This is a genomic window from Allobosea sp. P5_A5, assembly GCF_056400625.1.
Genome location: NZ_JBFUKY010000012.1, coordinates 50931 through 73662 on the forward strand (window position 1 = coordinate 50931; position 22732 = coordinate 73662).

The 22732-nt window shown below is 61.8% G+C and carries 16 protein-coding genes and 1 pseudogene; 9 read left to right on the forward strand and 8 right to left on the reverse strand.

The genetic code is table 11. The features are described from left to right. The first annotated feature begins 6 nt into the window (after window positions 1-6). From asnB (AC1DR6_RS19795) to asnB (AC1DR6_RS19825), 7 genes are all read left to right on the forward strand, one after another. A complete protein-coding gene (gene asnB / locus AC1DR6_RS19795) occupies window positions 7-1896 on the forward strand; it encodes an asparagine synthase (glutamine-hydrolyzing) (RefSeq protein WP_476830986.1) in 1890 nt (629 codons plus the stop codon). Continuing rightward, complete coding sequence (locus AC1DR6_RS19800) at window positions 1856-3436, forward strand: glycosyltransferase (RefSeq protein WP_476830987.1); 1581 nt, start codon at window positions 1856-1858, stop codon at window positions 3434-3436. Before asnB (AC1DR6_RS19795) ends, AC1DR6_RS19800 begins: the two co-directional genes overlap by 41 nt. 80 nt (window positions 3437-3516) lie before the next feature. Beyond that, complete coding sequence (locus AC1DR6_RS19805; protein WP_476830988.1) at window positions 3517-4641, forward strand: class I SAM-dependent methyltransferase; 1125 nt, start codon at window positions 3517-3519, stop codon at window positions 4639-4641. 10 nt (window positions 4642-4651) lie between these two features. Beyond that, window positions 4652-5530: an NAD-dependent epimerase/dehydratase family protein gene (locus tag AC1DR6_RS19810; protein WP_476830989.1), complete on the forward strand. Its 879-nt coding sequence runs from the start codon at window positions 4652-4654 to the stop codon at window positions 5528-5530. 8 nt (window positions 5531-5538) lie between these two features. After that, window positions 5539-6720 carry a glycosyltransferase gene (locus AC1DR6_RS19815; RefSeq protein WP_476830990.1) on the forward strand — a complete coding sequence of 394 codons (1182 nt, stop codon included), beginning with the start codon at window positions 5539-5541 and terminating at the stop codon, window positions 6718-6720. Further along, window positions 6717-7766, forward strand: coding sequence for a non-hydrolyzing UDP-N-acetylglucosamine 2-epimerase (gene wecB, locus AC1DR6_RS19820; RefSeq protein WP_476830991.1), 1050 nt, complete (start codon window positions 6717-6719; stop codon window positions 7764-7766). Before AC1DR6_RS19815 ends, wecB begins: the two co-directional genes overlap by 4 nt. Window positions 7767-7815: 49 nt before the next feature. Next, window positions 7816-9714 (forward strand): asparagine synthase (glutamine-hydrolyzing), encoded by a 1899-nt coding sequence (gene asnB / locus AC1DR6_RS19825; RefSeq protein ID WP_476830992.1) that lies wholly within the window; start codon window positions 7816-7818, stop codon window positions 9712-9714. On the opposite strand, the gene AC1DR6_RS19830 is transcribed toward asnB (AC1DR6_RS19825), so the two are convergent. The 6 genes from AC1DR6_RS19830 to AC1DR6_RS19855 all read right to left on the reverse strand — a co-directional run bounded on the left by AC1DR6_RS19830 (window position 9711) and on the right by AC1DR6_RS19855 (window position 16215). After that, the gene (locus AC1DR6_RS19830; protein ID WP_476830993.1) at window positions 9711-10919 is read right to left on the reverse strand and encodes a glycosyltransferase; all 1209 of its coding nucleotides are present in this window, start codon (window positions 10917-10919) and stop codon (window positions 9711-9713) included. The genes asnB (AC1DR6_RS19825) and AC1DR6_RS19830 overlap by 4 nt on opposite strands. 102 nt (window positions 10920-11021) lie before the next feature. Then, window positions 11022-12137, reverse strand: coding sequence for a glycosyltransferase (locus tag AC1DR6_RS19835; protein ID WP_476830994.1), 1116 nt, complete (start codon window positions 12135-12137; stop codon window positions 11022-11024). Then, window positions 12134-13279, reverse strand: a complete 1146-nt coding sequence (locus AC1DR6_RS19840; RefSeq protein WP_476830995.1) for a DegT/DnrJ/EryC1/StrS family aminotransferase — start codon at window positions 13277-13279, stop codon at window positions 12134-12136. The genes AC1DR6_RS19835 and AC1DR6_RS19840 overlap by 4 nt, the downstream gene beginning before the upstream one ends. Then, a complete protein-coding gene (locus tag AC1DR6_RS19845) occupies window positions 13279-13881 on the reverse strand; it encodes an acyltransferase (protein WP_476830996.1) in 603 nt (200 codons plus the stop codon). The genes AC1DR6_RS19840 and AC1DR6_RS19845 overlap by 1 nt, the downstream gene beginning before the upstream one ends. A gap of 2 nt (window positions 13882-13883) precedes the next feature. Next, window positions 13884-14822, reverse strand: coding sequence for a Gfo/Idh/MocA family oxidoreductase (locus AC1DR6_RS19850; protein WP_476830997.1), 939 nt, complete (start codon window positions 14820-14822; stop codon window positions 13884-13886). A 25-nt stretch (window positions 14823-14847) separates the two neighbouring features. Next, a complete protein-coding gene (locus AC1DR6_RS19855; RefSeq protein ID WP_476830998.1) occupies window positions 14848-16215 on the reverse strand; it encodes a nucleotide sugar dehydrogenase in 1368 nt (455 codons plus the stop codon). A gap of 639 nt (window positions 16216-16854) precedes the next feature. Between AC1DR6_RS19855 and AC1DR6_RS19860 the strand changes: the two genes are divergently transcribed. Further along, window positions 16855-18063, forward strand: a complete 1209-nt coding sequence (locus tag AC1DR6_RS19860; RefSeq protein WP_476830999.1) for a BaiN/RdsA family NAD(P)/FAD-dependent oxidoreductase — start codon at window positions 16855-16857, stop codon at window positions 18061-18063. 202 nt (window positions 18064-18265) lie between these two features. Here AC1DR6_RS19860 and AC1DR6_RS19865 read toward each other — a convergent pair. After that, window positions 18266-18667, reverse strand: a pseudogene (locus AC1DR6_RS19865) (IS5 family transposase); the annotation flags it as partial. 102 nt (window positions 18668-18769) lie between these two features. On the opposite strand from AC1DR6_RS19865, the gene AC1DR6_RS19870 reads away from it, so the two are divergent. Next, on the forward strand, window positions 18770-20590 hold the full coding sequence (locus tag AC1DR6_RS19870; protein WP_476831000.1) for a RyR domain-containing protein: 1821 nt from the start codon (window positions 18770-18772) through the stop codon (window positions 20588-20590). On the opposite strand, the gene AC1DR6_RS19875 is transcribed toward AC1DR6_RS19870, so the two are convergent. Then, entirely contained in the window at window positions 20574-22616 is a 2043-nt protein-coding gene (locus AC1DR6_RS19875) for a DUF4231 domain-containing protein (protein WP_476831001.1), read from the reverse strand. The two genes, AC1DR6_RS19870 and AC1DR6_RS19875, sit on opposite strands and share 17 nt — an antisense overlap. Window positions 22617-22732 lie beyond the last annotated feature (116 nt).

Here is a 22732-nt window from a genome sequence, read left to right on the forward strand (position 1 = left end):
ATCACGATGTGTGGCATTGCAGGTATCCTCCATCGTGGCCGCCAGCCGGATGCGCCCCAGCGCGTGAAGGCGATGGCGGATTCGATCGTTCATCGCGGTCCCGACGATGAAGGCTTCTGGTCTGACGGCGATGCCGCGCTCGGTTTTCGGCGCCTCTCTATCGTTGATCTGGAGACCGGGCATCAGCCCATGTCGAACGAAGACGGCACTGTCTGGGTCGTTTTCAATGGGGAGATCTACAACCACGTCGGGCTGCGTCGCGAGCTCGAGGCGGCAGGCCACCACTTCGCTACCGATCATTCCGATACGGAAGTGCTGGTCCATGGCTATGAGCAATGGGGCGAGGGGCTTCTCGACCGGCTGAACGGCATGTTTGCCTTTGCCGTCTGGGACAGACGCAACCAGCGCCTTATGCTCGGCCGAGACCGCCTCGGCATCAAGCCTCTTTACATAGCCGAGCGACCCGACGGAATGCTGCTCTTCGCCTCCGAGATCCGGGCGATCATCGCATCGGGCCTGATCGAAGCTGCGCCGGACGAAAGCGCTGTCTACGCCTATTTCCTCCAGCAGAATGTCTGGGATGGAAGATCTATGTTCAAGGACGTGCGCCAGCTTCTCGGCGGACACCTCCGTGTCGAAGAACCCGGCCGCAGCACGACCCGCCAGTTCTGGGATGTCGGCTTCAGCCGTCGCAGCATGAAGCCGGCTGACGCGGCTGCAGCGCTTCGCGCCGCGATCGAGGACACGATCAACCGGCAGATGGCGGCAGACGTGCCGGTGATGGCCTATCTTTCCGGCGGGATCGATTCGAGTGCCCTGGTCGCGGGAGCGCACAAGATCGACCCCGGCGTGAAGTCCTATTCATGCCTGTTCGACCTGGCCGACGTCGGTGACGACCGGGTTGTCGACGAGCGCGAATTTTCTCGCGCCGTAGCCGCCCATCTCGGTAACGACCACGTCGAGATGGAACTAGCTCCGACCTCTCTGATGGGCTCGCTCCATGCCACGATCAACGCGCTGGAAGAACCACGTATGGGAATGGCCTATGTGAATTACCTGATTGCCGGCCGTGTCGCGCAAGACTCGAAAGTGGTTCTGTCTGGATGTGGCGGCGACGAGATTCTCGGCGGCTATGTCGGGCGGTACGGCCATCTACGGCTGCCCTATCCCGTCGGCAACGCCCCTAAACCCAGCTTGCTGGCGCGCATTCTCGGCCAGGCGCTCAAGCCAACAGGCCTCTCGCTCGACCCTTTGCGGCGGCAATTGGAGATGTATTGCTTTCCGGTTCCGCCCGAAGCCGTCGAGGCTGCTTTTACGCCCGGCATGATCGCGTCGGGAGCGGGCTACACCGTAAGTGGCGCGCTTGAAGAGGTGCTGCGCTCGTGCCCCTCGAAGTTCGATTGGGACAGGCTGATGTATGCCGATACCAAAACCTATCTCGCCGGCTTGCTCATGGTCGAAGACAAGCTCTCCATGGCGCATTCTTTGGAAGCGCGCGTGCCGCTGATCGACAACGAGGTGATCGACCTCGCGCTCGGCTTCGACTGGGACTTGCTGACCGACGGCGCCACCGGCAAGAAAGTGTTTCGCGACGCGATCCGGGACTGGGTGCCGCCTATCGTCGCCGACAAGCCGAAAATGGGCTTTGGACCGCCTGATGCGTCCTGGTACCGCGGGCCGCTTCAGCCCTGGATCCGCGACATCCTCGCGCCTGAACGCATCGCGGCGCGAGGCATTTTCCAGCCTGCCTATGTCGCCGACGCCATCGAGCAGCATATGAGTGGGGCTGCCAATCGCTTGCCACTGATCTGGTCTCTGCTCTCTTTCGATGCCTGGTGCGAGATCAACAGCTTCTATGGTGGCGATCTCGGCCGTCCATTCCGGCCGGCGGCGTGAGACCGCGCTTCAGACCATGACAAAGCCGACTGCGGACGACGAACTGGAACGTATGGCCGTGCAAGCCGAGCGGCTACCCATCATTGGGTCAGTCGTGCGGGGGCTGCGCTCATTCGTAAGGGCTCGCCCAGCGCTGCAAGCGACGCTGCGACCTCCCGCAATGCGTCTAGCAGCCTTGCTGAAGCCGGCGCTGCGCTTCCTGTACATCGCACTCCGGTACTGGGGACGCCTCCTTATCGGCTGCATTGCCTTACCGGGTGCGGCGCTGACCTTTGTTGCCGCCTGGTTTGCTCCTGGTAGGGCCGGGATCGGCATGCGCCCCGAGGGCCGTATGGTCGTGATGCTGGTGGTGGCGGATATGCGCTTCGACCCCCGCGTCGAGCGCGAGGCGCGCGCGCTGGCCGCGAGCGGTTTCCAGGTGCACGTGATCTGGACCGATCCGCAGTTCCTGAAAGGCGGCCCGCAAGTCTGCATCGCGTGGGGGCAGAATGTCTCCTTCGAGGCGCTGCCGATGTCGGCCGCACGGTTCTCCGAGCATTTTCCAGGTTTCCTCGGTCGTGGCATGCTTAAGGCCGCACGGGCGTACCGCCCGTACGCTTTTCATGGTCACGACCTTAATACGGCCCTGGTGGCGCTCACAGCAGCACGGGCTAGCGGCGCGCACGCAGTCTGCGATTTCCACGAGTGGTACTCGGAAAACGTTACCTGGGCGCCGCTCAGTGGGGTCTATCGTCCTCATAACCACTTTCAAAAGGCCGCTTTCCGCTGGCTAGAGCGCCTATGTTTCCGTCATGCCTCGGCGTTGGTGACGGTGTGCGCCTCGATCGCCGATGAGATGGCGCAGACATTGGGCGACGGACGCGTCCAGGTGGCTGTGATCCGTAACATTCCCGATCGCGCCCGTGAACCGAGCCGGCTCTACCCGCCGTTAAAGCAGCAGTTCGGCATTCCCGACTATCGCTTCACGCTGCTCTGGCAAGGCGGGATCGGCCCGTCCCGTATGATCGAACCCGTGATCGAGGCTCTTGCTCATGCGCCGGACTGTACGCTCGTCATACGCGGTCCGGAAATCGAGACCTATGGTCCGGGATATGCGCGCATCGCATCGCGCATTGGTGCCTCGGACCGGCTGTTTCTCGCCCCAGCCGTGCCTTCGCGGGATGTCGTGGCGGCTGCGCGCGGCGCGGATGCCGGAATCTGGACCTTGCCGAACCTGTGCAAGAACTTCTCCTACGCCCTGCCTAACAAAATCTTCGAGTATCTGTCATCCGGGCTGCCCGTGCTCGTCGCCCATTATCCCGAAGCAAGCCGGCTCGTGGAGGAATACCAAGTCGGCCTGACCTTCGATCCCTATGATCCCCGGTCCATCGCGGCTGTAATCAAATGCCTTGCCGAGGATAAGGTCTTGCGGGAGACGCTAGCGGCCAACACGGAAGCGGCCCTGGCCGGTATGGATGCGTCCGCCGAATGGCAAAAGCTCGTGAGGCTTTATTCCGCCCTTCCCGCTTCGCCACTGCGTTCAGCGCCAGGCGTTGCGTGAAAGCTCTGGACGCCCATTGTCCCGCTGGCTAGGACCAAACGGGCTTCAACTGAGACTCCAGACGACCAAGGATCACGGCTTTGCACGCGAGCAGCGTTTCCCACTTCCGCCCGGCCCATTTCGGCAGTGATCCACTCAGCGTGGAGGCTTTCGAAACCGAAGGTGACCAGATTCGCGAAGGCGTTTTGCGGGCAGCCAATGGGCGTTGGATCCCGATCATCGACGGCGTGCCGTCTTTCCTAACAGGCGTGCTCCAACAGGATCTCTCTGCCTTTGCGGAGAAGCACGGCTTAACTTGGCAGGAGACGTCGGCCCGCGCCGCAGCAGGCGAGCAGGCCAAGACCAACGAGACATTCTCCGACAAATGGCGGCGCTTCAAGAATTACGGGCTTGAGCCTCAGCATCAGGAATTCCTGTACGGCTGGTTCATGAAGAAGTTCAATCTTGCCAATCTCGACGAGTTGAAGGCCTTTCATGCCAAGCGGACGCGCATCCTGGAATGCGGCCCAGGCTCGGGCTTCAACTCTCGCTTCATGGCGGAGCAGACGAAAGGAGAGGTCTTCGCGCTTGATATTTCTGCAGCGGCGATCACCACCTATGAGAACACTCGGGATTTGTGGAACTGCACCGTCGTGCAGGCCGACCTGATGGAAGCCCCATTCCCGGACGACTATTTCGACTTCATCATTGCCGACGGCGTCCTCCACCATACGCCAGACACACGGCTCGCCGTAGAAGCGCTGTACCGCAAGCTCCAGCCAGGCGGTCAGTTCTTCTTCTATGTATACAAAAAGATGGGGCCGGCGCGCGTTTTCTGTGATGAACACATTCGCAAAAACTTCATGCCGATGACGCCCGACGAATGCTATGCGGCCTGCGAGGGCCTCACCGAACTCGGCCGCGAACTCTCGCGCATCGATGCGAGCATCACACTCGAAAAGCCAATTCCGGTCTTGGGCATTCCGGCCGGCACGCATGATGTTCAGCGTCTCATCTACTACAATTTCGTCAAGTGCTTCTGGAATGACGCCTTCGACTACGAGACCAACAACATGGTCAATTTCGATTGGTATCATCCTCATAACGCCTGGCAGCACACGCAGGATGAAGTCGAGGGCTGGCTGCGCGATCTTGGAGTCAAGGAGTGGCAGGTCAATGACGCCAATCCCAATGGCATCTCCGTGCTGGTGACGAAGCCCGCCTAAGGACGAGCGGATGCACATCCTCATCACTGGCGCGTCGGGTTTCGTGGGCCAAGCATTGGTCCGCGTGGCGTTGGCCGGCGGGCATCGCGTAACGGCCCTCGTCAGGGATGGCGCAGCAGTGTTTGCAGGCGCCCAGATCCTTGGCCATTCGCTCGGCTCGGGTGCGGCGTTGACCTTGCCTGCGGGCATAGATGCTGTCGCGCATCTGGCGCAATCGCGCGCTTATCGTGCGTTTCCGGGCGATGCAGATGAGATGTATCGCGTCAATGTGGCCGGTACGCAAGAATTGCTGAAGGCGGCGGTCGAGGCGCAAATCTCGCGCTTCTGCCTCGTGTCTAGCGGCACGGTTTACGAACCTTTCACGGCCAGGCTGCGTGAAGATGCGGCGCTGTCCCCCGTCTCCAATCTCGGCGCCACGAAGTTGGCTGCGGAGGTATTGGCCAAGCCATATCGCGCGCTGTTTGCGCTTTCTATTCTGCGGGTCTTTTCGCCATACGGCCCTAGGCAAAGGGATCGTCTGATCCCGGATCTGATCAGGCGCGTAAGGGATGGTTCGTCTGTGATACTTCCCGCCGAGGGGGGGGGGATGCGCTTTGCGCCGACTTTCGTCGACGATCTATGCGAGGCGATGATCGCGGCTCTGGCAGAAAGTTGGAGCGGGGTCTTCAACGTTGCTGCGCCCGAGGCGCTGACCATCGAGGAGGCGACTTGCCTGATCGGCAAGGCTCTGGATCGCGCGCCGATTTTCGCCCGCGCTTCTCAGTCCGACATCAAGAACAGCCAGCCCGTGGTCGTGCCTGACTTGATGCGATTGGCAGAGCGCTACGACGTCAAACGCTTCCGCTCTTTTGCCAAGGGGCTGCAGGCAACACTTTCCGCAGAGCCTTGAGCGTCGGATTGCCCCCCTATCCAGCTGCGCTACGTAACGGCCGCCCGCTGCGCGTCTTGCATTGTCCGTGGAACGTCGCCGGTCAGTCAGCGCAACTGGCTGCTGCCGAGCGCGCACTTGGAGCCGATAGTCGCTGTATCGTCATTGAGGAGACCGCACAGGGCTTTCCGGCTGACGAGGCTCTCACCGAGCACGACGCCCGCCTCCTCCTGCGTGAGAGTGCACGCTGGCGCCTCCTCTGGCGTGCAATCTCCTGGGCCGATGTCGTTCATTGTTCTTTCGGGCAGAGCTGCCTAGTGCCGCATGCGTTTCCCGGTTTGGAACATATGCGCTGGCGCAACCCGCTCGCCGTGATCTGGCGCCTGTATTGCCGTGCTATCTGGCTGAAGGATTTGCCGTTGCTCGCCGCTATGGGCAAGACGCTGGCGGTGACCTGGCAAGGTGACGATGCCCGTCAGCACGACCATTCGCTTGGAAATTTCGACGTGTCTATCGCGAAAGCCTTGGGCGAGGACTATTATCCGTCGGGTTCGGATGAGTGGAAACGCCGTACGATTGCCGCGTTCGCCCGTCATGTGCCGCTGCACTACGCGCTGAACCCGGACCTCCTCCATGTCTTGCCGGAGCGGGCGTGCTTCCTGCCCTATGCGAGCTTCGATCCCGCGAGCGTCGTGCCGGCCCTACCTGCGATAGAGGCCCCAAGCCGTCTCGTCATGGCCCACGCGCCCAGCCATCGCGGCGCCAAGGGGACGGCGCATATCATGGCCGCGGCCGAGAGACTGAAGGCGGAGGGCGTCGCGTTTCATCTGGAGCTTATCGAAGGCTTGCCGCGATCGCAGGCCATGGCGCGATACCGGGAATGCGATGTGGTAATCGATCAACTGCTGGCCGGATGGTATGGAGGGCTCGGTGTCGAGGCGATGGCGCTGGGCAAGCCGGTGGTGGCCCATATACGCCGGAGCGATCTCGGGCCGGTCGACGCTGCCTTCATCGCAGATCTTCCCGTCATCGACGCCGATCCCGACAGCATCTACGTCGTGATGAAGCAGCTTATTGCCATGCCGCGGCCCGAATTGCACGCGCTGGGGCGGCGCTCTCGCGCTTTCGCCGAACGGTGGCACGATCCCCTGACCATTGCGCGACAAACCCTGGCCGCCTACCAGAGTTCACGCAAGGAGCCATCGACATGAGCCGCACCACTCTTCTCACGATCGTGGGTGCTCGGCCGCAGTTCATCAAGGCAGCGGCTGTCAGCCGGGCCTTGCGCGCGACCAATGACTTTTCCGAAATCCTCGTCCACACCGGGCAGCATTTCGACGAGATGATGTCGGATGTCTTCTTCAGCGAACTGGACATCCCTAAGCCTCATGAAAATCTCGCAATCCACGGCGGGTCGCATGGAGCGATGACGGGGCAGATGCTGGAGGGGATCGAGCGCTGTCTCATACAGCACAAGCCGGATTGGGTTCTGGTCTACGGCGACACCAACTCGACGCTCGCTGGTGCCCTCGCTGCAGCCAAGCTGCACATTCCCATCATCCACGTCGAGGCCGGCCTGCGCTCGTTCAATCGCCGAATGCCCGAAGAGATCAATCGGGTACTGACCGATCATGTATCGACGCTGCTGTTGAGCCCCACGACCGTTGGCGTCGACAATCTGAAGGCGGAAGGGATCACCAAAGGCGTGCATCACGTCGGCGATGTCATGTACGATGCCATGCTGCACGCTCAGAAACGCTCCCGTGAAGGCTCAAAGATCCTTACACAGCTTGGTCTGGCCGATGGTCACTATACGCTAGCGACAGTGCATCGCGCCGAGAACACGGACGATCCGGTTCGCCTGCAGAAGGTCATGTCGGCCATCACGGTGGCCGCAAAGGGTAAGCCGGTCGTGCTGCCCATCCACCCTCGTACCCGCCAGGCGATCGCACGGCAGGGCACCAATCTTCATGGCATCCAGATCATCGGCCCTGTCGGCTACATCGACATGGTCCGCCTGCTCGATGGTTGCTCGCTGGTGCTGACCGATTCCGGCGGTCTGCAGAAGGAAGCGTATTTCGCGCGCCGGCCGTGCATCACTTTGCGCGATGAAACGGAGTGGACCGAGACGATCGACCATGGCTGGAATCGTCTCTGGACAGCGGATGACTGGCAGCCGAGATCGGACATCGCCGACTATGGCTCGGGCCAGGCCGCCGAGGCCGTGATCGCCAGCATCCGCCAGTTCGAACCCTGATGGTGCTGTTCTTCCAGCAGCTTTTACGAACGGTTTTGGGGACCCGCTGATGTGCGGAATCTTTGGTTCTGTCGGGTTTGCTCCTGACCAGGGCAGAATTGATATCGTGGCCCACAGGGGCCCAGATGGTCGGGGATGGCGAGAGTTCGCGTCGCCCGCCGGCCCGGTCGCGTTGGGCCATCGGCGGCTTGCGATCATCGATATGTCCGACAATGCCTTGCAGCCCATGGCTGACAGCACTGAACGATATCAGCTCGTGTTCAATGGCGAGATCTACAACTACGTCGAGTTGCGCGATGAGATGCGCGCGATGGGCGAGGTTTTCACGACGCAATCCGACTCCGAAGTCCTCCTGCGGGCTTATATACTCTGGGGCACAGAGGCCTTACCGCGCCTGCGGGGGATGTTTACCTTTTTGATATGGGACGATCGCGACAAGACGCTCTTTGCCGCGCGCGATCGATACGGCATCAAGCCGCTTTACATCACTGCGTTGCCGCGCGGCGTCGCCTTCGCGTCCGAGATCAAGCAATTGCTTGATCTTCCCGGCGGCTGCAGAAGGGTCAATATGGCCCGAGCGCATGATTTCCTGGCTAATGGCATCTCCGACCATACGGCAGAGACCCTTTTCGAAGGTATCCTGCAGGTCCGGGGTGGCGAGTATGTCGTCGTTCGGGCTGGGGAAGGCAGGCTCGATACGCCGCTCGTGAAGCGCTGGCATGCGATCGGCCTAACGCAGGTGACCCCGATCAGCGAGAGCGAGGCAGCCGATCGTTTTAGGGCGCTGTTGACCGATTCCGTTCGTATACATCTGCGTGCCGACGTGCCGGTCGGCTCCTGCCTGTCCGGAGGGCTCGATTCGTCCTCGATCGTCTGTTTGATGGCGGGGATGCTGCCGGCTGACGCATCCGGATTTCATACGGTTTCGGCGTGCTACACCGACAAGTCGGTCGATGAAAAGCCGTTCATGGATGCGGTCGTCGCGAGGACCGGCGCGACGCCGCACTTCATCTTTCCGCGCGCTGAAGACATTTTTGAGTGCGCGTCCGATGTCAGCTGGCATCAGGATGAGCCGTTCGGATCGACCTCGATTTTCGCACAATGGTTCGTGTTCAAGGCGGCGCGGGCTGCTGGCGTCAAAGTCATGCTGGATGGGCAGGGCGCCGATGAGATCTTGGCCGGATACCACAGTTTCTTCCCTGTTTATCTAGCCGAACTCGCGCGGTCTTTTCGCCTGCTGACACTTGCCCGTACGCTCTCCGAGCGGCGCGACATGCACGGGCAGGGCTATGGCCAGCAACTGGCGAGGCTCGCCTTCTCGCTTGCTCCCGATGGCTTGAAAAATCTGGTGCGTCGTACTCACCGCGGCCAAGCCCAGCATGGCTGGCTATCGTCGTCTGCGCTGGCCGCATTAGAGCGTCAGCCGCCGGTTCTTGAAACCGCAGCGGCGTCGCTCGGGTTAAAGCCCCCCCGCGACATTGCCTCACTGTGTCTGACCATGGCGCATGCCTCCAACATGCCGATGCTGCTGCACTGGGAGGACCGAAACAGCATGGCTCACGGCATTGAAGCGCGGGTGCCGTTCCTAGACCATCCCCTCGTCGATTTCGCGTTGGGGCTCGGCAATCAGCACAAACTTGTGGGAGCCGATACGAAGCGTGTTCTGCGCCGCGCCATGGCCGATATCCTGCCGCGGGAGGTCAGCGAGCGGCGTGACAAGCTCGGGTTCGCAACCCCGGAGACTGCCTGGCTTAGGGGCCCTTTGCGCCAGTTGGTCGAGGATGGCGTGGAGCGAACCCTGCGTGTGCTGCCTGGGTTGCTGGATCCCGCCGGGACACGGCGATTTGCAGCGGCCATGCTCAATGGCTCTGCGCCGCTGGACTTCGCTTTGTGGCGGATCGTCAGCATTGGCATCTGGGCCGAGCGGTTCAAAATGACGCTCGTCTAGGCAGGCTCTCTCGCAAGTTCATTTTCACGCCGTTTTGCGAGCATCGGCACCAGGCTGACCCGAAGCATCTCCTGCTCGTGTTCCCAGCACAGCTCACATGCCGCGATGCGTGCCTGGGCGCGGTAGATCTCGACTTTCGCGGGGTCGAGGCTGTTGATGGCCTGGGCAACTGCCTTGGCCCCCGCATCGGTGCTGACAACACCAACCCCATAGCCTTCCACGATCTCCTTGAGGTCCGCTCCTGGCGAAACGGCGACGGCGAGACCTGCGCCGATATATTCAAACAGTTTGTTGGGTAGGCTGAAATGGCGCTGCTTGGTTTCGAGCGGTGTGAAATGCACGCCGAGATCCGCACCCGCCGCGGCGAGGGGCATCACGGCGTCTGGCGAAACTGCGGCTTCGAAGGTTATGCGTCCGGCCGGCAGTCGGCTGGCGCGCTCCGTGAGTGCCTTCAGGTATTTGGGATGCCCGTCGCCTCGGATCGTCAGCTTATGGGGAGCGTGCCACAGTGGCACGCTGTCCAGCAAGGCTTCGAGTCCACGGTCCGGAAGGACCTGGCCATGGTAGAGCAACCGCAAAGGCCACTGCGGCGGCGTGAGCGCGGGCAGGTCGATCCGGTTCGGGATATTACGGATGACGAGCGGGCGCACGGGGAGATGATAGAACGCCTGCAACGCCTCGGCCAATCGTGGCCCCACCGTCGACACGACATCGGCGGCACCGATCGACGACCCTTCGAGAAGCGTGACGAAGCGCTTGTAGATCAGTCTCCAGGCAAAATTCTCATCGAATTCAAGCGTCGCGAATTCATGTGCGTCATAGTGGACAAGACCACCGGTTTCCTCCTTCCACCGCTTGGCTACCACTAAAGCCGGCCAATCGTTGGCTATCACAAGATGCGCCTTTGACTCCCGCAATTGCTGCAGGGCCCATCGATGGCGCGGCTCCGCCCAAAAACCTATCCCGGCCGCCGGTCGGCCTAGATAGGCGAGGCTTTGGCGAAGCACTGTGCTGAAACGGTGAGACACTGTCGGCCGCGGAACAGGCCAGCGACGGAAATCCTGGCCTACATCATCTCCGGCCGCGCCATAGCCGATGACAATCGGCGGGTAGCCCATCTCGGCGAGCAGCGTGCATTGCCGCAGTACCCGGCGATCGCGCGGAATGCGCGAGAAGGACAGGATTGCGGGAGGATAATCGGCCATAATTCTATCTTAGCAAGACACCGGCCCGCCAGCCCCGAAACCCTTCCGTGGGACAGGCCAAGTGGGCTTGCAGTCACGTTTCGATCTCGGTGCGCGAATATCTCATAGGGCGGAGCCCCGCGATATCCCTACACTCTGCGTTAGTACCAGCGAAATTTCTTCCGCGCGACTATGCCAGCTCGCAAAACGTTCAACATATTGGCGACCGTTGCTTCCAAGCCGCTTTGAGAGGCCTGCTTCACCCGCCAGACGAGATGCCGCCTTCGCCAATGCCGCGGCGTTCGCCATAGGAATGACCAGGCCTGTATTATGGTCCCGGACGATTTCGCGTTGGAAAGGCAGGTCGGTGACGATCACGGCGGTACCGCTGGCCATGGCTTCGAAGAGCTTTAACGGAGCCACACCTGTACTCAGATGCCCCGCTGAATCTTCGGTGATTGCGAGCGCCCCGATGGCACCTCTGATATAGGTCGCAACCTCTGTCGGCGGCCGCCGCCCAAGCCACTGAACCTGCGGATTAGCATCCGCATCCCTCAATCGGTCTCGCTCGATCCCGTCGCCAATTATGATGAGCTGAACGTCACGAGGCCAGGCAGGCTCATTAGTGGCCGCGATCATGGTCGCGATGCCGTGCCAGGCGGTCAGACCGCCAACGAAGGCGATGTAACGTGCCGGTTGGGTTGGGCGGGGGCCGTCTGGTCGGAACAGATCAGTATCGGCACCGTTCGTCACGACGCTGATGCGTTCGTGGCCTGCTTCGGCCGAGGCCCAACCTCGTAGACCTTCAGTGACAACGAAGACATGGGCGGCCATCTGCATTTGCGCGCGATAGAGCCAGCGAACCAGCGGCCCGATCCGACGCAGCCAGCGATAGGTAACGAGGATATCGGCCGGTAGTCCGTTGATCTCCTGGAAGACCGGCACGCCCCTCAGCTTCGCCCAAGCCGAGAGCGGCAACGCAGCGAAATGAGCCCGCATAAAGACGGCGTCATAATTCTTCAGCTTCCGCGCGGCCTGCCATTGCGTGCGAACATAGTCAGTCAACCGGGTAATATATCTGCTGCCTGAACTCGCCCCGCCTCGGCTTGTTGCCATGAGGTCGACCGTCCAGCCGATTCCGCGTAGGCCGCGGATAATCTCGTGCACATGCGTATAGGTCGCCTGTCCCTCACGCGGCGTCTCTAGAGAAAGGTATAGCAGCCGCGGCTCCGTCGTCACGCCGCGACCTTCAGCGCATCCTGAACCGCCTCAATGATGTAGTCCTGCGTCGCCTCTTCTAGGTAGGGATGCATCGGCAGAGCGACGACCTCCTGTGCGACGCGCTCCGAGATTGGCAGGCCGTTCCCGGCCACGGGATAATGCTTGTAGGCGGTCTGCTGGTGCAGCGGCTTTGGGTAATAGACTGTGGTCGGCACGCCTTTCGCCTTCAGCGCCGCCTGGAAAGCGTCGCGGCGGTCCGCGGCGACGCGGATCGTGTACTGGGCCCAGGTCGAGACGCAGTCCGCCATGACATGGGGAGTGACGACGACATCCTTGAGCGCTGTGGTGTAGCGGGCCGCCACGGCCTGCCGCTTCTCGAGCTCCTCGGCATAGACCTTGAGCTTCTCGATCAGCACGGCCGCCTGGATGGTGTCGAGCCGCGAGTTCACACCGACGCGGATGTTGTCGTACTTGTATGAGCCCTTGCCATGGAAGCGCAGTGACATCAGCAGCGCTGCATGCTCGTCATTGTCGGTCAGGATCGCGCCGCCGTCGCCGTAGCAGCCCAGCGGCTTGGCCGGGAAAAAGCTGGTCGTGGCGAAATCGCCAATGCTGCCGGCGACACGCCCCTTGTAGCGAGCGCCATAGCCCTGCGCCGAATCCGAGATCAGGACGAAGCCGTTCTGCTTGCAAAAGGCTTCGATCGGATCGTAGTCGCACGCCTGCCCGAAGAGATCGACGCTGATCAGGGCGCGCGGATTGAGCTTGTGCTGCTTCGCCGTGTCGAGAGCGACGCCGAGGCCCTTCGGGTCGACATTGTAGGTGGCTTCGTCGATCTCGGCGAATACCGGCGTCGCGCCCATCCAGGCGACGACCTCGGCGGTCGCGGCGAAGGTGAAGCTCGGGCAGATCACCGCGTCGCCAGGCCCGATGCCAAGGGCTTCCAGCACGAGGATCAATGCATCGGTGCCATTGGCGACGCCAATCGCGTGCTTCGCGCCGCAGAAGGCGGCAAGCTCGGTCTCGAACTGCTGGACCTGCTGGCCGAGAATGTAGTTCCCGTCATGGACGACCTTGAGAATCGCATCGTCCATGGCCTTGCCGATGTGCTGGCGCTGGGCCTTGAGGTCGATGAACTCGATCACGGGACGTTCGCTCATCAGGCCGTCTCCTCCAGATGCTCCGGGCCGGTTTCCCGGTAGCGCGTTCCGGTCAGCGGGCAGGTCAGGTCCGGGCCGAGCTTCTCGCCCGCCTTGCTCATCCAGCCGATACGGCGCGCCGGAACGCCGGCCATCAGAGCATAGTCCGGCACATCCCGGGTCACCACCGCGCCGGCGGCAATGAAGCAATACGCGCCGAGCGTATGTCCGCAGACGATGGTGGCGTTCGCCCCAATGCTCGCGCCCTGCTTGACCAGGGTACGGCGGAATTCGGCCTTGCGGTTCATGAAGGCGCGGGGATTGTTGACGTTGGTGAAAACGCAGGACGGCCCGCAGAACACGTCAGCCTCCAGCTCCACCCCGTCATAGAGCGCGACATTGTTCTGGATCTTGCAGCCGTCGCCGATGGTCACCCGCGGCCCTGCCATCACGTTCTGGCCGAGCACGCAGTCGCGGCCGATCGTGGTCTGGCCGAGCACATGCACGAAATGCCAGATCCGGGTGCCGGCGCCGAGCGTCGCGCCCGCGTCGACATAGGCGCTCTCATGGACGAGCACGCCCGGAAAGCGCGGATCTTCCCGCATCTGCGACGCGCCGGCCATGCTCAGCCCTTGAGATATTTGGCGACGAAGGGATGCGTCTCGCCGCCGGTTACGACCGGTGCATTGCGGAACTGCGAGACGACCTCGATCGAGAAGCGAACGTCTTCGAGGCCATAGCCCTTACCGGCGAGGATCTCCTCGTAGCTGCGGGTGTGCAGGTCGGTGAAGCCCTCGGAGAACTCGACCTCCTCGCCATCCATTGTGATCGAGCGGAAGGTCGTCTTCTGGCCTTTGACGCTGTCCGGCAGGTCGTTGATATCGACCGAGAGGAACCAGCGCACATCGGCCTTCTCGTAGGAGAGCAGGCCACCGGCGCGCTCGCCCTCACGCAGGTTCGCGGTCTGCGATTGCAGCGGGCCGAAGACATAGGCGAGCATGTCGAAGAAATGCACGCCGACATTGGTCGCGACGCCGCCGGACTTGGCCTCGTCGCCCTTCCAGGAGGCATGGTACCAGCGCCCGCGCGAGGTGATGTAGGTTAGGTCGACACTATGGCGCTCGTTGGAGGTAGAGACCCGTTCCTTCAGCGCTTGTATCGCCGGGTGCAGGCGCAATTGCAGGATGGTGTTGACCTTGCGACCGCTTTCGCGCTCGATCTCGATGAGGCCGTCGATGTTCCACGGGTTGAGGACGAGCGGCTTCTCGCAGATGACGTCGCTGTTGGCGCGCAGGCCGAAGCGGATATGAGCGTCGTGCAGGTAATTGGGAGAGCAGATGGCGACATAGTCGATGCGCTCGTCACGACGGCGCAGCTTGTCGACATGCCGGTCGAAGCGCTCGAACTCGGTGAAGAAATGCGCCTGCGGGAAATGGCTATCGATAATGCCCACGGAATCGTTGGGATCGAAGGCAACCTTGAGATCGCCGCCGACGGCCTTGATGGCCTTCATATGACGCGGCGCAATGTAACCCGCCGCGCCAATCAATGCGAAAGACGTCATTCCAGCGTTTCCTCGCTGCCTTAATTCAGGCCTTGATGATATTTTCGCCCGTCAGACCAGCTTTGGCGCAGGCGTTGCGTGTATCCACCACCAGTCGGGCCGACTCGACCAGAGCCTTGTAGTCGACGGCATCATGATCGGTCGCGATGAGCACCGCGTCATAAACGGCGATATCGTCGGCGGAAAGAGCGACGGATGTGCGGCCGGTAAGGTTGGCATGCTCGCGGGTTGGCGGGATGATCGGCACATGCGGGTCGTGATAGTCGGTCGTGGCCCCGCGTTCTTCGAGCAGTTCCATCAGGCGCAGCGACGGGCTCTCACGCATATCGTCGATGTTTTTCTTATAGGCGACGCCCATCACCAGGATTTTCGCCTTGTTCAAACCGCGCCCCTGCTGGCGGTCGAGAGCCTCGGCCACACGATCAACGACCCAATGCGGCATCGCTGTGTTGATCTGTCCGGCGAGCTCGATGAAGCGGGTCGTGACGTCAAACTCGCGCGCCTTCCAGGTCAGGTAAAACGGGTCGATCGGGATGCAATGCCCCCCGAGGCCGGGGCCGGGATAGAACGGCATGAACCCGAAGGGCTTGGTCTTGGCGGCGTCGATCACCTCCCAGACATCGATGCCCATCTTGCCGTAGATGATCTTGAGCTCGTTCACGAGCGCGATATTGACCGCCCGGAAGATGTTCTCTGTCAGCTTCACCGCCTCGGCCGTGGCCGAGGACGAGACAGGTACGGTCTTGACCACCAGGGCGCTGTAGACTGCGTTAGCAAGCGTCAACGCATCGGCGCCGTCACCGCCCACCACCTTCGGAATCGTCGAGGTGCCGAAATCAGGGTTGCCAGGGTCCTCCCGCTCCGGGGAGAAGGCGAGATAGAAGTCGACGCCGCTCCTCAGCCCTGTCGCCTCGAAGATCGGGCGCATCACCTCGTCGGTCGTTCCGGGCCAGGTCGTCGATTCCAGCACGACGAGATGGCCCTCGCGCAGGCGCGGGGCGATCGCCCGGGCCGTCGCCTCGACGTAGCTCAGGTCCGGCTCGCGATGCTTGGTCAGCGGCGTCGGCACGGCGATGATGATGGCGTCGACATCGCGGAGTTCGTCGAAATCGATCGTGGCCCGGAAGCGGTCTTCCTTGATCGCGGCGGCGATGGCCTCGGTCGGAATATGCTTGATGAAGCTCTCGCCGCGATTGATCTGCGCGACGCGCTTGGCATCGATGTCGAAGCCGAGGACCTTGAAGCCGGATTTGCAGGCCGTCAGCGCCAGCGGGATGCCGACGTAGCCGAGGCCAATGATGCCGATGCGGTAGCTCTTGTCCGACACGCGATCGAGCTGTTCAGTCAGATTCTGGCTCGAGACCATCGACTGAGCGGTCAGCAATGAAGACATGAACGGCAATCCCGCCTGAAGCGCACGGAGCAGCGCGATAGAGCGGGGCAATGACGCCGCTTTGGAACGATGTCAACCAGCAGAGACATATCCGACGTCATCGAGCAACGAGGTGACGGGCCTGACATCTGAGCCGCATCGAACACCGACAACGGATTACCTTCGCGGCCTTGATGCGACATACGCTCATCATCAGGACGAAATGGTTTCATATAAATGCCGGCTCAACTGCAAATCGCCACCAAGCGAACCGCACCGGGTTCGCCGGAGGTCTCTCCAACCCAATGAAATGATGGATCGGGCAATGGGAGCCGAACCCACGACATTTAGCTGGGAAGCCGGGCCAAGCCGTTGAATGTCTTGCCCCGCGTTCCCTGATGCTCGGCTGACAGGGTAGCCGGATCGCGATAAGACCCTCGCCTGCAGTCTCACCGGTTGATGGACGATCGCGGATCATCTACGCGAGGCAAAGCGTCGTGCGATGCCATTCGAGCGCTGCGCAATGAGCATCAGGGCTGTTCTGGGGCTAGATCGTTTCGAGCGAAGTGAACACTGGTTCGCGTGAAGAAAATGCTTTCAAACAAAGGGCTGAAGCGATTTCCAATCCAGCTTGAGCGGGAATTGATCGAGTAGCATTTGATGTCGGTTGAGCGTTTCGACACTGTCATCCTGGGTGCCGGTGCTGCCGGAATGATGTGCGCGATCCACGCCGCATCGCGCGCCGGCCGTGTTCTCATCGTCGATCATGCCAAAGCGCCCGGCGAAAAAATCCGCGTTTCCGGCGGGGGCCGCTGCAACTTCACGAATATCGGAACAAGCGCGCGCAATTTCTTGTCGAATAATCCGCATTTCCCCAAATCTGCGTTAGGCCGATACACGCAGCATGATTTCGTGGCATTGGTCGAAAAACACGGCATTGCCTATCATGAAAAAGCGCTGGGGCAGCTCTTCTGCGATGATTCTGCCAAGAACATCATCGCCATGCTGGTCGATGAGATGGCGCGCGCCGACTGCGAGTTGCGTCTCAGGACCACATTGGAAAGCGTTGAGCGCAGTGATGACGGCTTTGCCATCGTGCTTGGCGGTGAGGGGGCTGCCAAAATTCGGTGCCGGCAGTTTGTCGTTGCGTCTGGAGGAAAATCCATCCCGAAAATGGGAGCATCCAGCCTTGGCTATCAGATTGCCGGCCGGTTTGGTTTGGACGTCACGGAAACACGTCCGGCTTTGGTACCGCTGACATTTGGTGAAGACCTTCTTGTCGGGTTTCGCGAGATGGCCGGCGTCGCCGCGGAGGTAGGTGTCTCGTACGGCAAGGCCCGATTCGAGGAAGCGCTGCTGTTCACACATCGCGGACTTTCTGGTCCCGCAATTTTGCAGATTTCATCCTATTGGCGCGAGAAGGCACCGATCAGGATCACGTTCCTGCCTACGCAGGACGTGTTCGCCGAGTTGCGTGCTTCCAGACAGGAAAACGGCCGCAGAAGCATCGCCAATACACTTGGCGATATTCTGCCGAAGCGATTGGCGACCTATCTCGCCGATGCCCATGGTTGGACGGGGCCGATCGGTGACGCCAGCGACAAGCAGCTCGCCGCGATCGCGTCCACCATTCAGCGCTGGGACGTCATGCCCATCGGATCGGAAGGATACCGGACCGCGGAGGTGACGCTCGGCGGCGTCGATACATCTGGCCTGAACTCGCGGACGATGGAAGCAAGCACAGTCGACGGGCTCTACTTTATCGGCGAAGTGGTTGACGTCACCGGTTGGCTTGGCGGCTATAACTTCCAATGGGCGTGGTCATCAGGCTGGGCGGCAGGGACCGCCATCGCCGAGCGCGCCGGCTGAGATGCCCGCTTGGCGCGATGGCAATTCCCTGAACGATTGAGCATGCACGCCGGTATTCTCGATCCGGACCTCGCCAACACGCTCCGACGGCCGTCACGGTTTGAAAGAAAATTCAATAACCTTCTGTAATAAAAAGGTTTTTTGGAGCGGGCGATCGGGATCGAATCGACGACATTCAGCTTGGGAATTTTAGGGCTCGGACTCATAACCAGTAACTGACGGTAGCGGCGATGCAGACGGCGGCGAGGAAGTTGACGGCGTTACGATCGTATCGCGTGGCGACGCGTCGGAAGTCCTTGAGGCGGCAGAACATGCGCTCGATGGCGTTGCGGTCGCGATAGAGCACGGGCGAGAAGCAGTTCTTCCAGCGCCTGTTCGCCTTGGGCGGGATGTTGGGCATCGTGCCGTTATCCTCGACCTGCCGACGAATGGCGTTGCTGTCGTAGCCCTTGTCGCCATGAAGGATGCGGGCGGCCGGCATCTGCTTCAGCGAAGTCGCTCCCGCCGTGCACTCGGCGACCCGGCCGCCGGTCAACAAGAAGGCTATCAGCCGGCCATCGCGATCGATCAGCGCGTGGATCTTGGTCGTGCGTCCGCCGCGCGACGACCGATGAAACCGCTCTCATGACGATCTCCGCGGGGTCGTTTCCAATGCGTAGGCGTTCTCAACGGCCGAACTCTGCGCTAGCATCGCGCTTCACGGCGCTTGATCCAGAAAGCGATTGCGACCATGCCTTCCTTGATCGCGATCTCGCGCGCCGCTTCCCGCATTTCATCAGTCGTGACGCGCAGCCGAGGTGAACTGCAGTTCTTCGCAGGACTGGCAGCGCTCGGCCTTGGTTTCTGGGGTTGGTCAATCGAGCGGCCCGCTACCGACTGGGCCAGCTATACAAATAACGCTTTCCGGACATTGCAGCTCATCACCCTGAACTTTCCGACCAATTTCGACGGCCAGATCCCCTGGCAGCTCCAGCTTGCCCGATTAATGGTCCCGCTGGTCGCGATCCTAGCATCATTCAACGTGCTGATGGGAACGGTGACGCGGCCGCTTCGGCTCGCCTTGCTGCCGCGCACACGCGGCCATGTCGTCGTCTGCGGGGACACGAAGCTGACCGAAGCCGCTTTGCTGAAGCTTGCGGAACGTGGCCGCGAGATCGTCATCGTCACGCCGGCGATCTCGAGTGCGCGACGCGATATGCTGGAAAGCCAGGGTCTGACGATGGTCGAGGCCGATGCGCGCCGCGACGGTGCGTTGCGTCATCTCAGCCTCCGGAGCGCCGCAGCGCTCTTCGTTACCGGTGCCGATGATCTCGACAATCTGAACCTCGCCATGAGCGCGCTGGTCTCCGCCGAGGAACGCCTCGCGGGTTTGCCGCCGCTTATCCTGGCGGTTATGATCGAACGGGAGGACCTCGCCATCGAACTGGACCTGGCGCTTGACGGCGTGGCCAGGCGACATCAGCTCCGATATCATCGGCTGTGTCCGGATCGCGAGGGGATCAGCCTGGAACTCGCCCGTTTCGCGCCGGTCTTCACCAAACCGGCCCCATCCGAACCGAGCCATGTCCTGATCGTCGGATTGGCTGGGCGATACGAACAGGTGCTGGCTGAATTGCTGCTCTGCACGCAGGATCATCCGGATCAGAGCCCACTATTCTCGTTCGCGCTCACGGAAAAGGAGGCGCGGGGTCTGGAGGCATGGCGTGTGGACCGGCCCGACGTCGCTCTCGTCGTCCGTTTCGAGATTATGATCCGCGAGGAAGGCCGCGTCCCGGCCGACCCGGTGCTCTCCGATTGGCACCAGCGCAACGGCAAGCCGCATCTTGTTGTCGTGATGGGCAGCGATGCCGACGCGATGGCGGCCGCCTTCGTGCTGCGCAGACCGCATAGTGCCGCCGGAACCGACGACATACCGATCCTCGTCCGCCAGGAGCGAGAGGACCGGTTGCTGCAATCGGTCGATAGTGCGGGCCAGGTCGGATCCCAAAAGGCGCGGCTGATCGCCTTTGGCGGTCTGATCCGCGCGGAAAGCATCGAGCGCGTACTCGACCGAAAGGGCGACGAAGCCGCAATGGCGCTCCATGCCGGGTATCTTGCGGCAGAGTTTGGACGAAGTGCCCAATCGTCAGAAACTGCTTTACGCCAATGGGACGCGCTGTCGGAAACGTTGAAAGAGGCCAACCGGTCGGCGGCCAGACATCTGTCGATCCTGCTTGCTTCAGCTGGACTGGAAACGATCGAGCGCGCGAACGTCGAGCGGAATGGCTGGCCAGCCGTCGAATTGGCACCAGGGCAGATCGAGCACCTGGCCAAGGTCGAGCACCGCCATTGGATGGCATCCCGGATTGACCAGGGCTGGCGATCGGGGCCCGCGCGGGACGATTCGCGCCGACTGCACCCGGCGATCGTTCCCTATGATGAACTGAGCGCAATCGACAAGCAGAAGGACCGTGACACCGTGCGCCGGCTCATCGATATCCAGTCAAGCCGCGGGCTCGTCCTGTCGCGGCTCAACCCGGCAGCGTGAGCCTGCGCCGCCCGTAGAGCTGCCAGAAGGCGTCCTGATCCTGGGTCATCACCTCGGCGGTCGATGTGAGCAAGTCCCGCACCAATTCAAAATCAGGCTTGCCGGCCTCTGCGTGCTCAAAGGCCGCCACGAGGTCTTCAAGCTGCGCCACCATCGCATCAGAACGGCTGGCGCTGCCCTCGAACTCGCCAGTGTAGCGAATGCCCGCGATCGCTGCTCCGAACGCCGGCAGGACGGCGGCCAATCCGCCGACCACTACTTTCAAAGAGAGCAGCCAGGCCGGGCCGTGTTTCGCTACCTCGCCACCAGCGGCGTGGATGGGCCCGGGCAGCATGATCCAGCTGAGATAAACCAGAAGATAGAGCAGGAGAGCCAAGGCCGCAGTCCAGAATGCGGCGTAGCCGGCGAGGTGGAGGGAATGGTCCAGCCGCCGCATGCGCTCTCGGTTCCTACAGTGATAGTCGAGCTGCGGAGCGAGTTCGGCGAGACGAGTGGTTGCCAGAACCGATCTCTGGAATTTTGCATCGAGATGGCCCAACGGCATGCCGATCTCGCGGATCGTCGCCTGCACATACCACAGCCACCAAGGCCGCCTGGCGTCGTGCCCTGCCGAGAGGTGGCCATATTCGCCGATCAGCGCGAGGAAGCGCTGATGCCGCAGGGCCTCGGCCAAGGCGCGGTAGTCGATCCATTTCTCGTGCCAGCGTCCCGTCTGTCCGCGCATTATGATGGCGAATGCGATCAGCGCTAGGATCCCCAGTTCGACGGCAGCCAGGATTGCTTTCTGAAGATAGACATCGAGGCCGGTATCGAGGGTGAAACCGAGCATGGCAACGAGGACCGCCATCGCCGAAAGCAGGTAAGCCGCGACATAAGCGCTGCGATAGCGGTTGGCGTTATGGCGCGCGAGATCGTCAGCGTGGCAGAAGCGCGGCAACAGGGTGTCGGACAACGCATTGCCATGGGCGCTTGTGGATTGGGCATCGGCGGGCCGGGAGCCTTCCGGCTGCTCGCCCACCATGCCCTGGCGATGCGCTTTGTCCCAGACCGCTCGGCGCCAATCGTTCGCATCGTCGGGCCAGGAGCGTGAGCGAAGCCCACGAAGGCCCGAGAGTGTATTTGCCATGCGTTCGTAGAGTTGCGGTCCGGCGTCACGGGGGCGCGAGGAGCCAAGGAAGGCAGCGAATTTCGCCCGCAACGGAACGCGCGGCAGCGGATGTCCGGCTAATCGCTCCAGCAACGCCGGGCGGTGCCGCGGGTGATCGTTTTTCTCGACCGGCGGAAGCAGTATTGCTTCGATTAATTCTTGGAGCGCCACGGCGTCGAGTGCTCGCGGCGGATTATGACCGCAGACGAGCCGGATCGGTGCAGCTCCGGCCGGATCGACCAGCAGCACCGGCACGTCGCCGGCTCGCGCCCTTTGCACAAACGCAGCGACGCCGTCTGGCGCGCCCGGAGGCACGCCGTTCCAAACCGCGATCAGAATATCGCTCTGGCGCAACAGGAACTCGCCGGCACGCCGATGATTCAGGTTGCCGCCACCCGACGAGGCATCCTCCGAGAGCGGCGCCTCGTATGGAAGTTCCACGAGGAGGTCGGGCATAGCGATGGCAGCGGCGATATCCTGCTCGACATCACAGCCGGGGGCGTCGGATGCCACCGAAGCACGCGATGCGGCGATGAACGCTTCCCGGCGCGCCGGAAGTACCGCTTCCAGCGACCACTGGATTCCGATCTCATTTTCGCGCCGCTCGGCTGTAATGCGGGCCGCGATGAGATCGGCGCCCTCCGCCATCGCCGTGACGATCCGCAGCAGAGGGCGTTGCGCGGAAAAGAAGTCGCTGTTTCGTTCCCTGGCCAAAGTCCCGCTGAATGCGCTCTCAACCATCAGCATCCCTTCACGCAGAATCGCGGCGAGAGCTTCGTTGGTGCTCGGCGGCAGCTCGTTGGGACAATGTCCTACGATCCCGACGCGCAATACGGCACGCGGCGAGATCGGTGGCGTTTCGTTCAGGGGACCGGGCATGGCAGGGAAGCAATCCTTGGAGATCTAGAGTATCCGTCCTTCGTGACAACCGTTGCAAGTTGTTCCGCGACGACGTCAGCGCCCATCTCACCCGCAGACCCGCGGCTGTTCAGCAT

Bases quoted from the DNA above. Each gene is read 5' to 3' on its own strand.
- asnB (WP_476830986.1), top strand. From the start codon at position 7: ATGTGTGGCATTGCAGGTATCCTCCATCGTGGCCGCCAGCCGGATGCG.
- AC1DR6_RS19800 (WP_476830987.1), top strand. From the start codon at position 1,856: ATGGTGGCGATCTCGGCCGTCCATTCCGGCCGGCGGCGTGAGACCGCG.
- AC1DR6_RS19810 (WP_476830989.1), top strand. From the start codon at position 4,652: ATGCACATCCTCATCACTGGCGCGTCGGGTTTCGTGGGCCAAGCATTG.
- wecB (WP_476830991.1), top strand. From the start codon at position 6,717: ATGAGCCGCACCACTCTTCTCACGATCGTGGGTGCTCGGCCGCAGTTC.
- asnB (WP_476830992.1), top strand. From the start codon at position 7,816: ATGTGCGGAATCTTTGGTTCTGTCGGGTTTGCTCCTGACCAGGGCAGA.
- AC1DR6_RS19830 (WP_476830993.1), bottom strand. From the start codon at position 10,919: ATGGCCGATTATCCTCCCGCAATCCTGTCCTTCTCGCGCATTCCGCGC.
- AC1DR6_RS19840 (WP_476830995.1), bottom strand. From the start codon at position 13,279: ATGAGCGAACGTCCCGTGATCGAGTTCATCGACCTCAAGGCCCAGCGC.
- AC1DR6_RS19845 (WP_476830996.1), bottom strand. From the start codon at position 13,881: ATGGCCGGCGCGTCGCAGATGCGGGAAGATCCGCGCTTTCCGGGCGTG.
- AC1DR6_RS19850 (WP_476830997.1), bottom strand. From the start codon at position 14,822: ATGACGTCTTTCGCATTGATTGGCGCGGCGGGTTACATTGCGCCGCGT.
- AC1DR6_RS19855 (WP_476830998.1), bottom strand. From the start codon at position 16,215: ATGTCTTCATTGCTGACCGCTCAGTCGATGGTCTCGAGCCAGAATCTG.
- AC1DR6_RS19860 (WP_476830999.1), top strand. From the start codon at position 16,855: ATGTCGGTTGAGCGTTTCGACACTGTCATCCTGGGTGCCGGTGCTGCC.
- AC1DR6_RS19875 (WP_476831001.1), bottom strand. From the start codon at position 22,616: ATGCCCGGTCCCCTGAACGAAACGCCACCGATCTCGCCGCGTGCCGTA.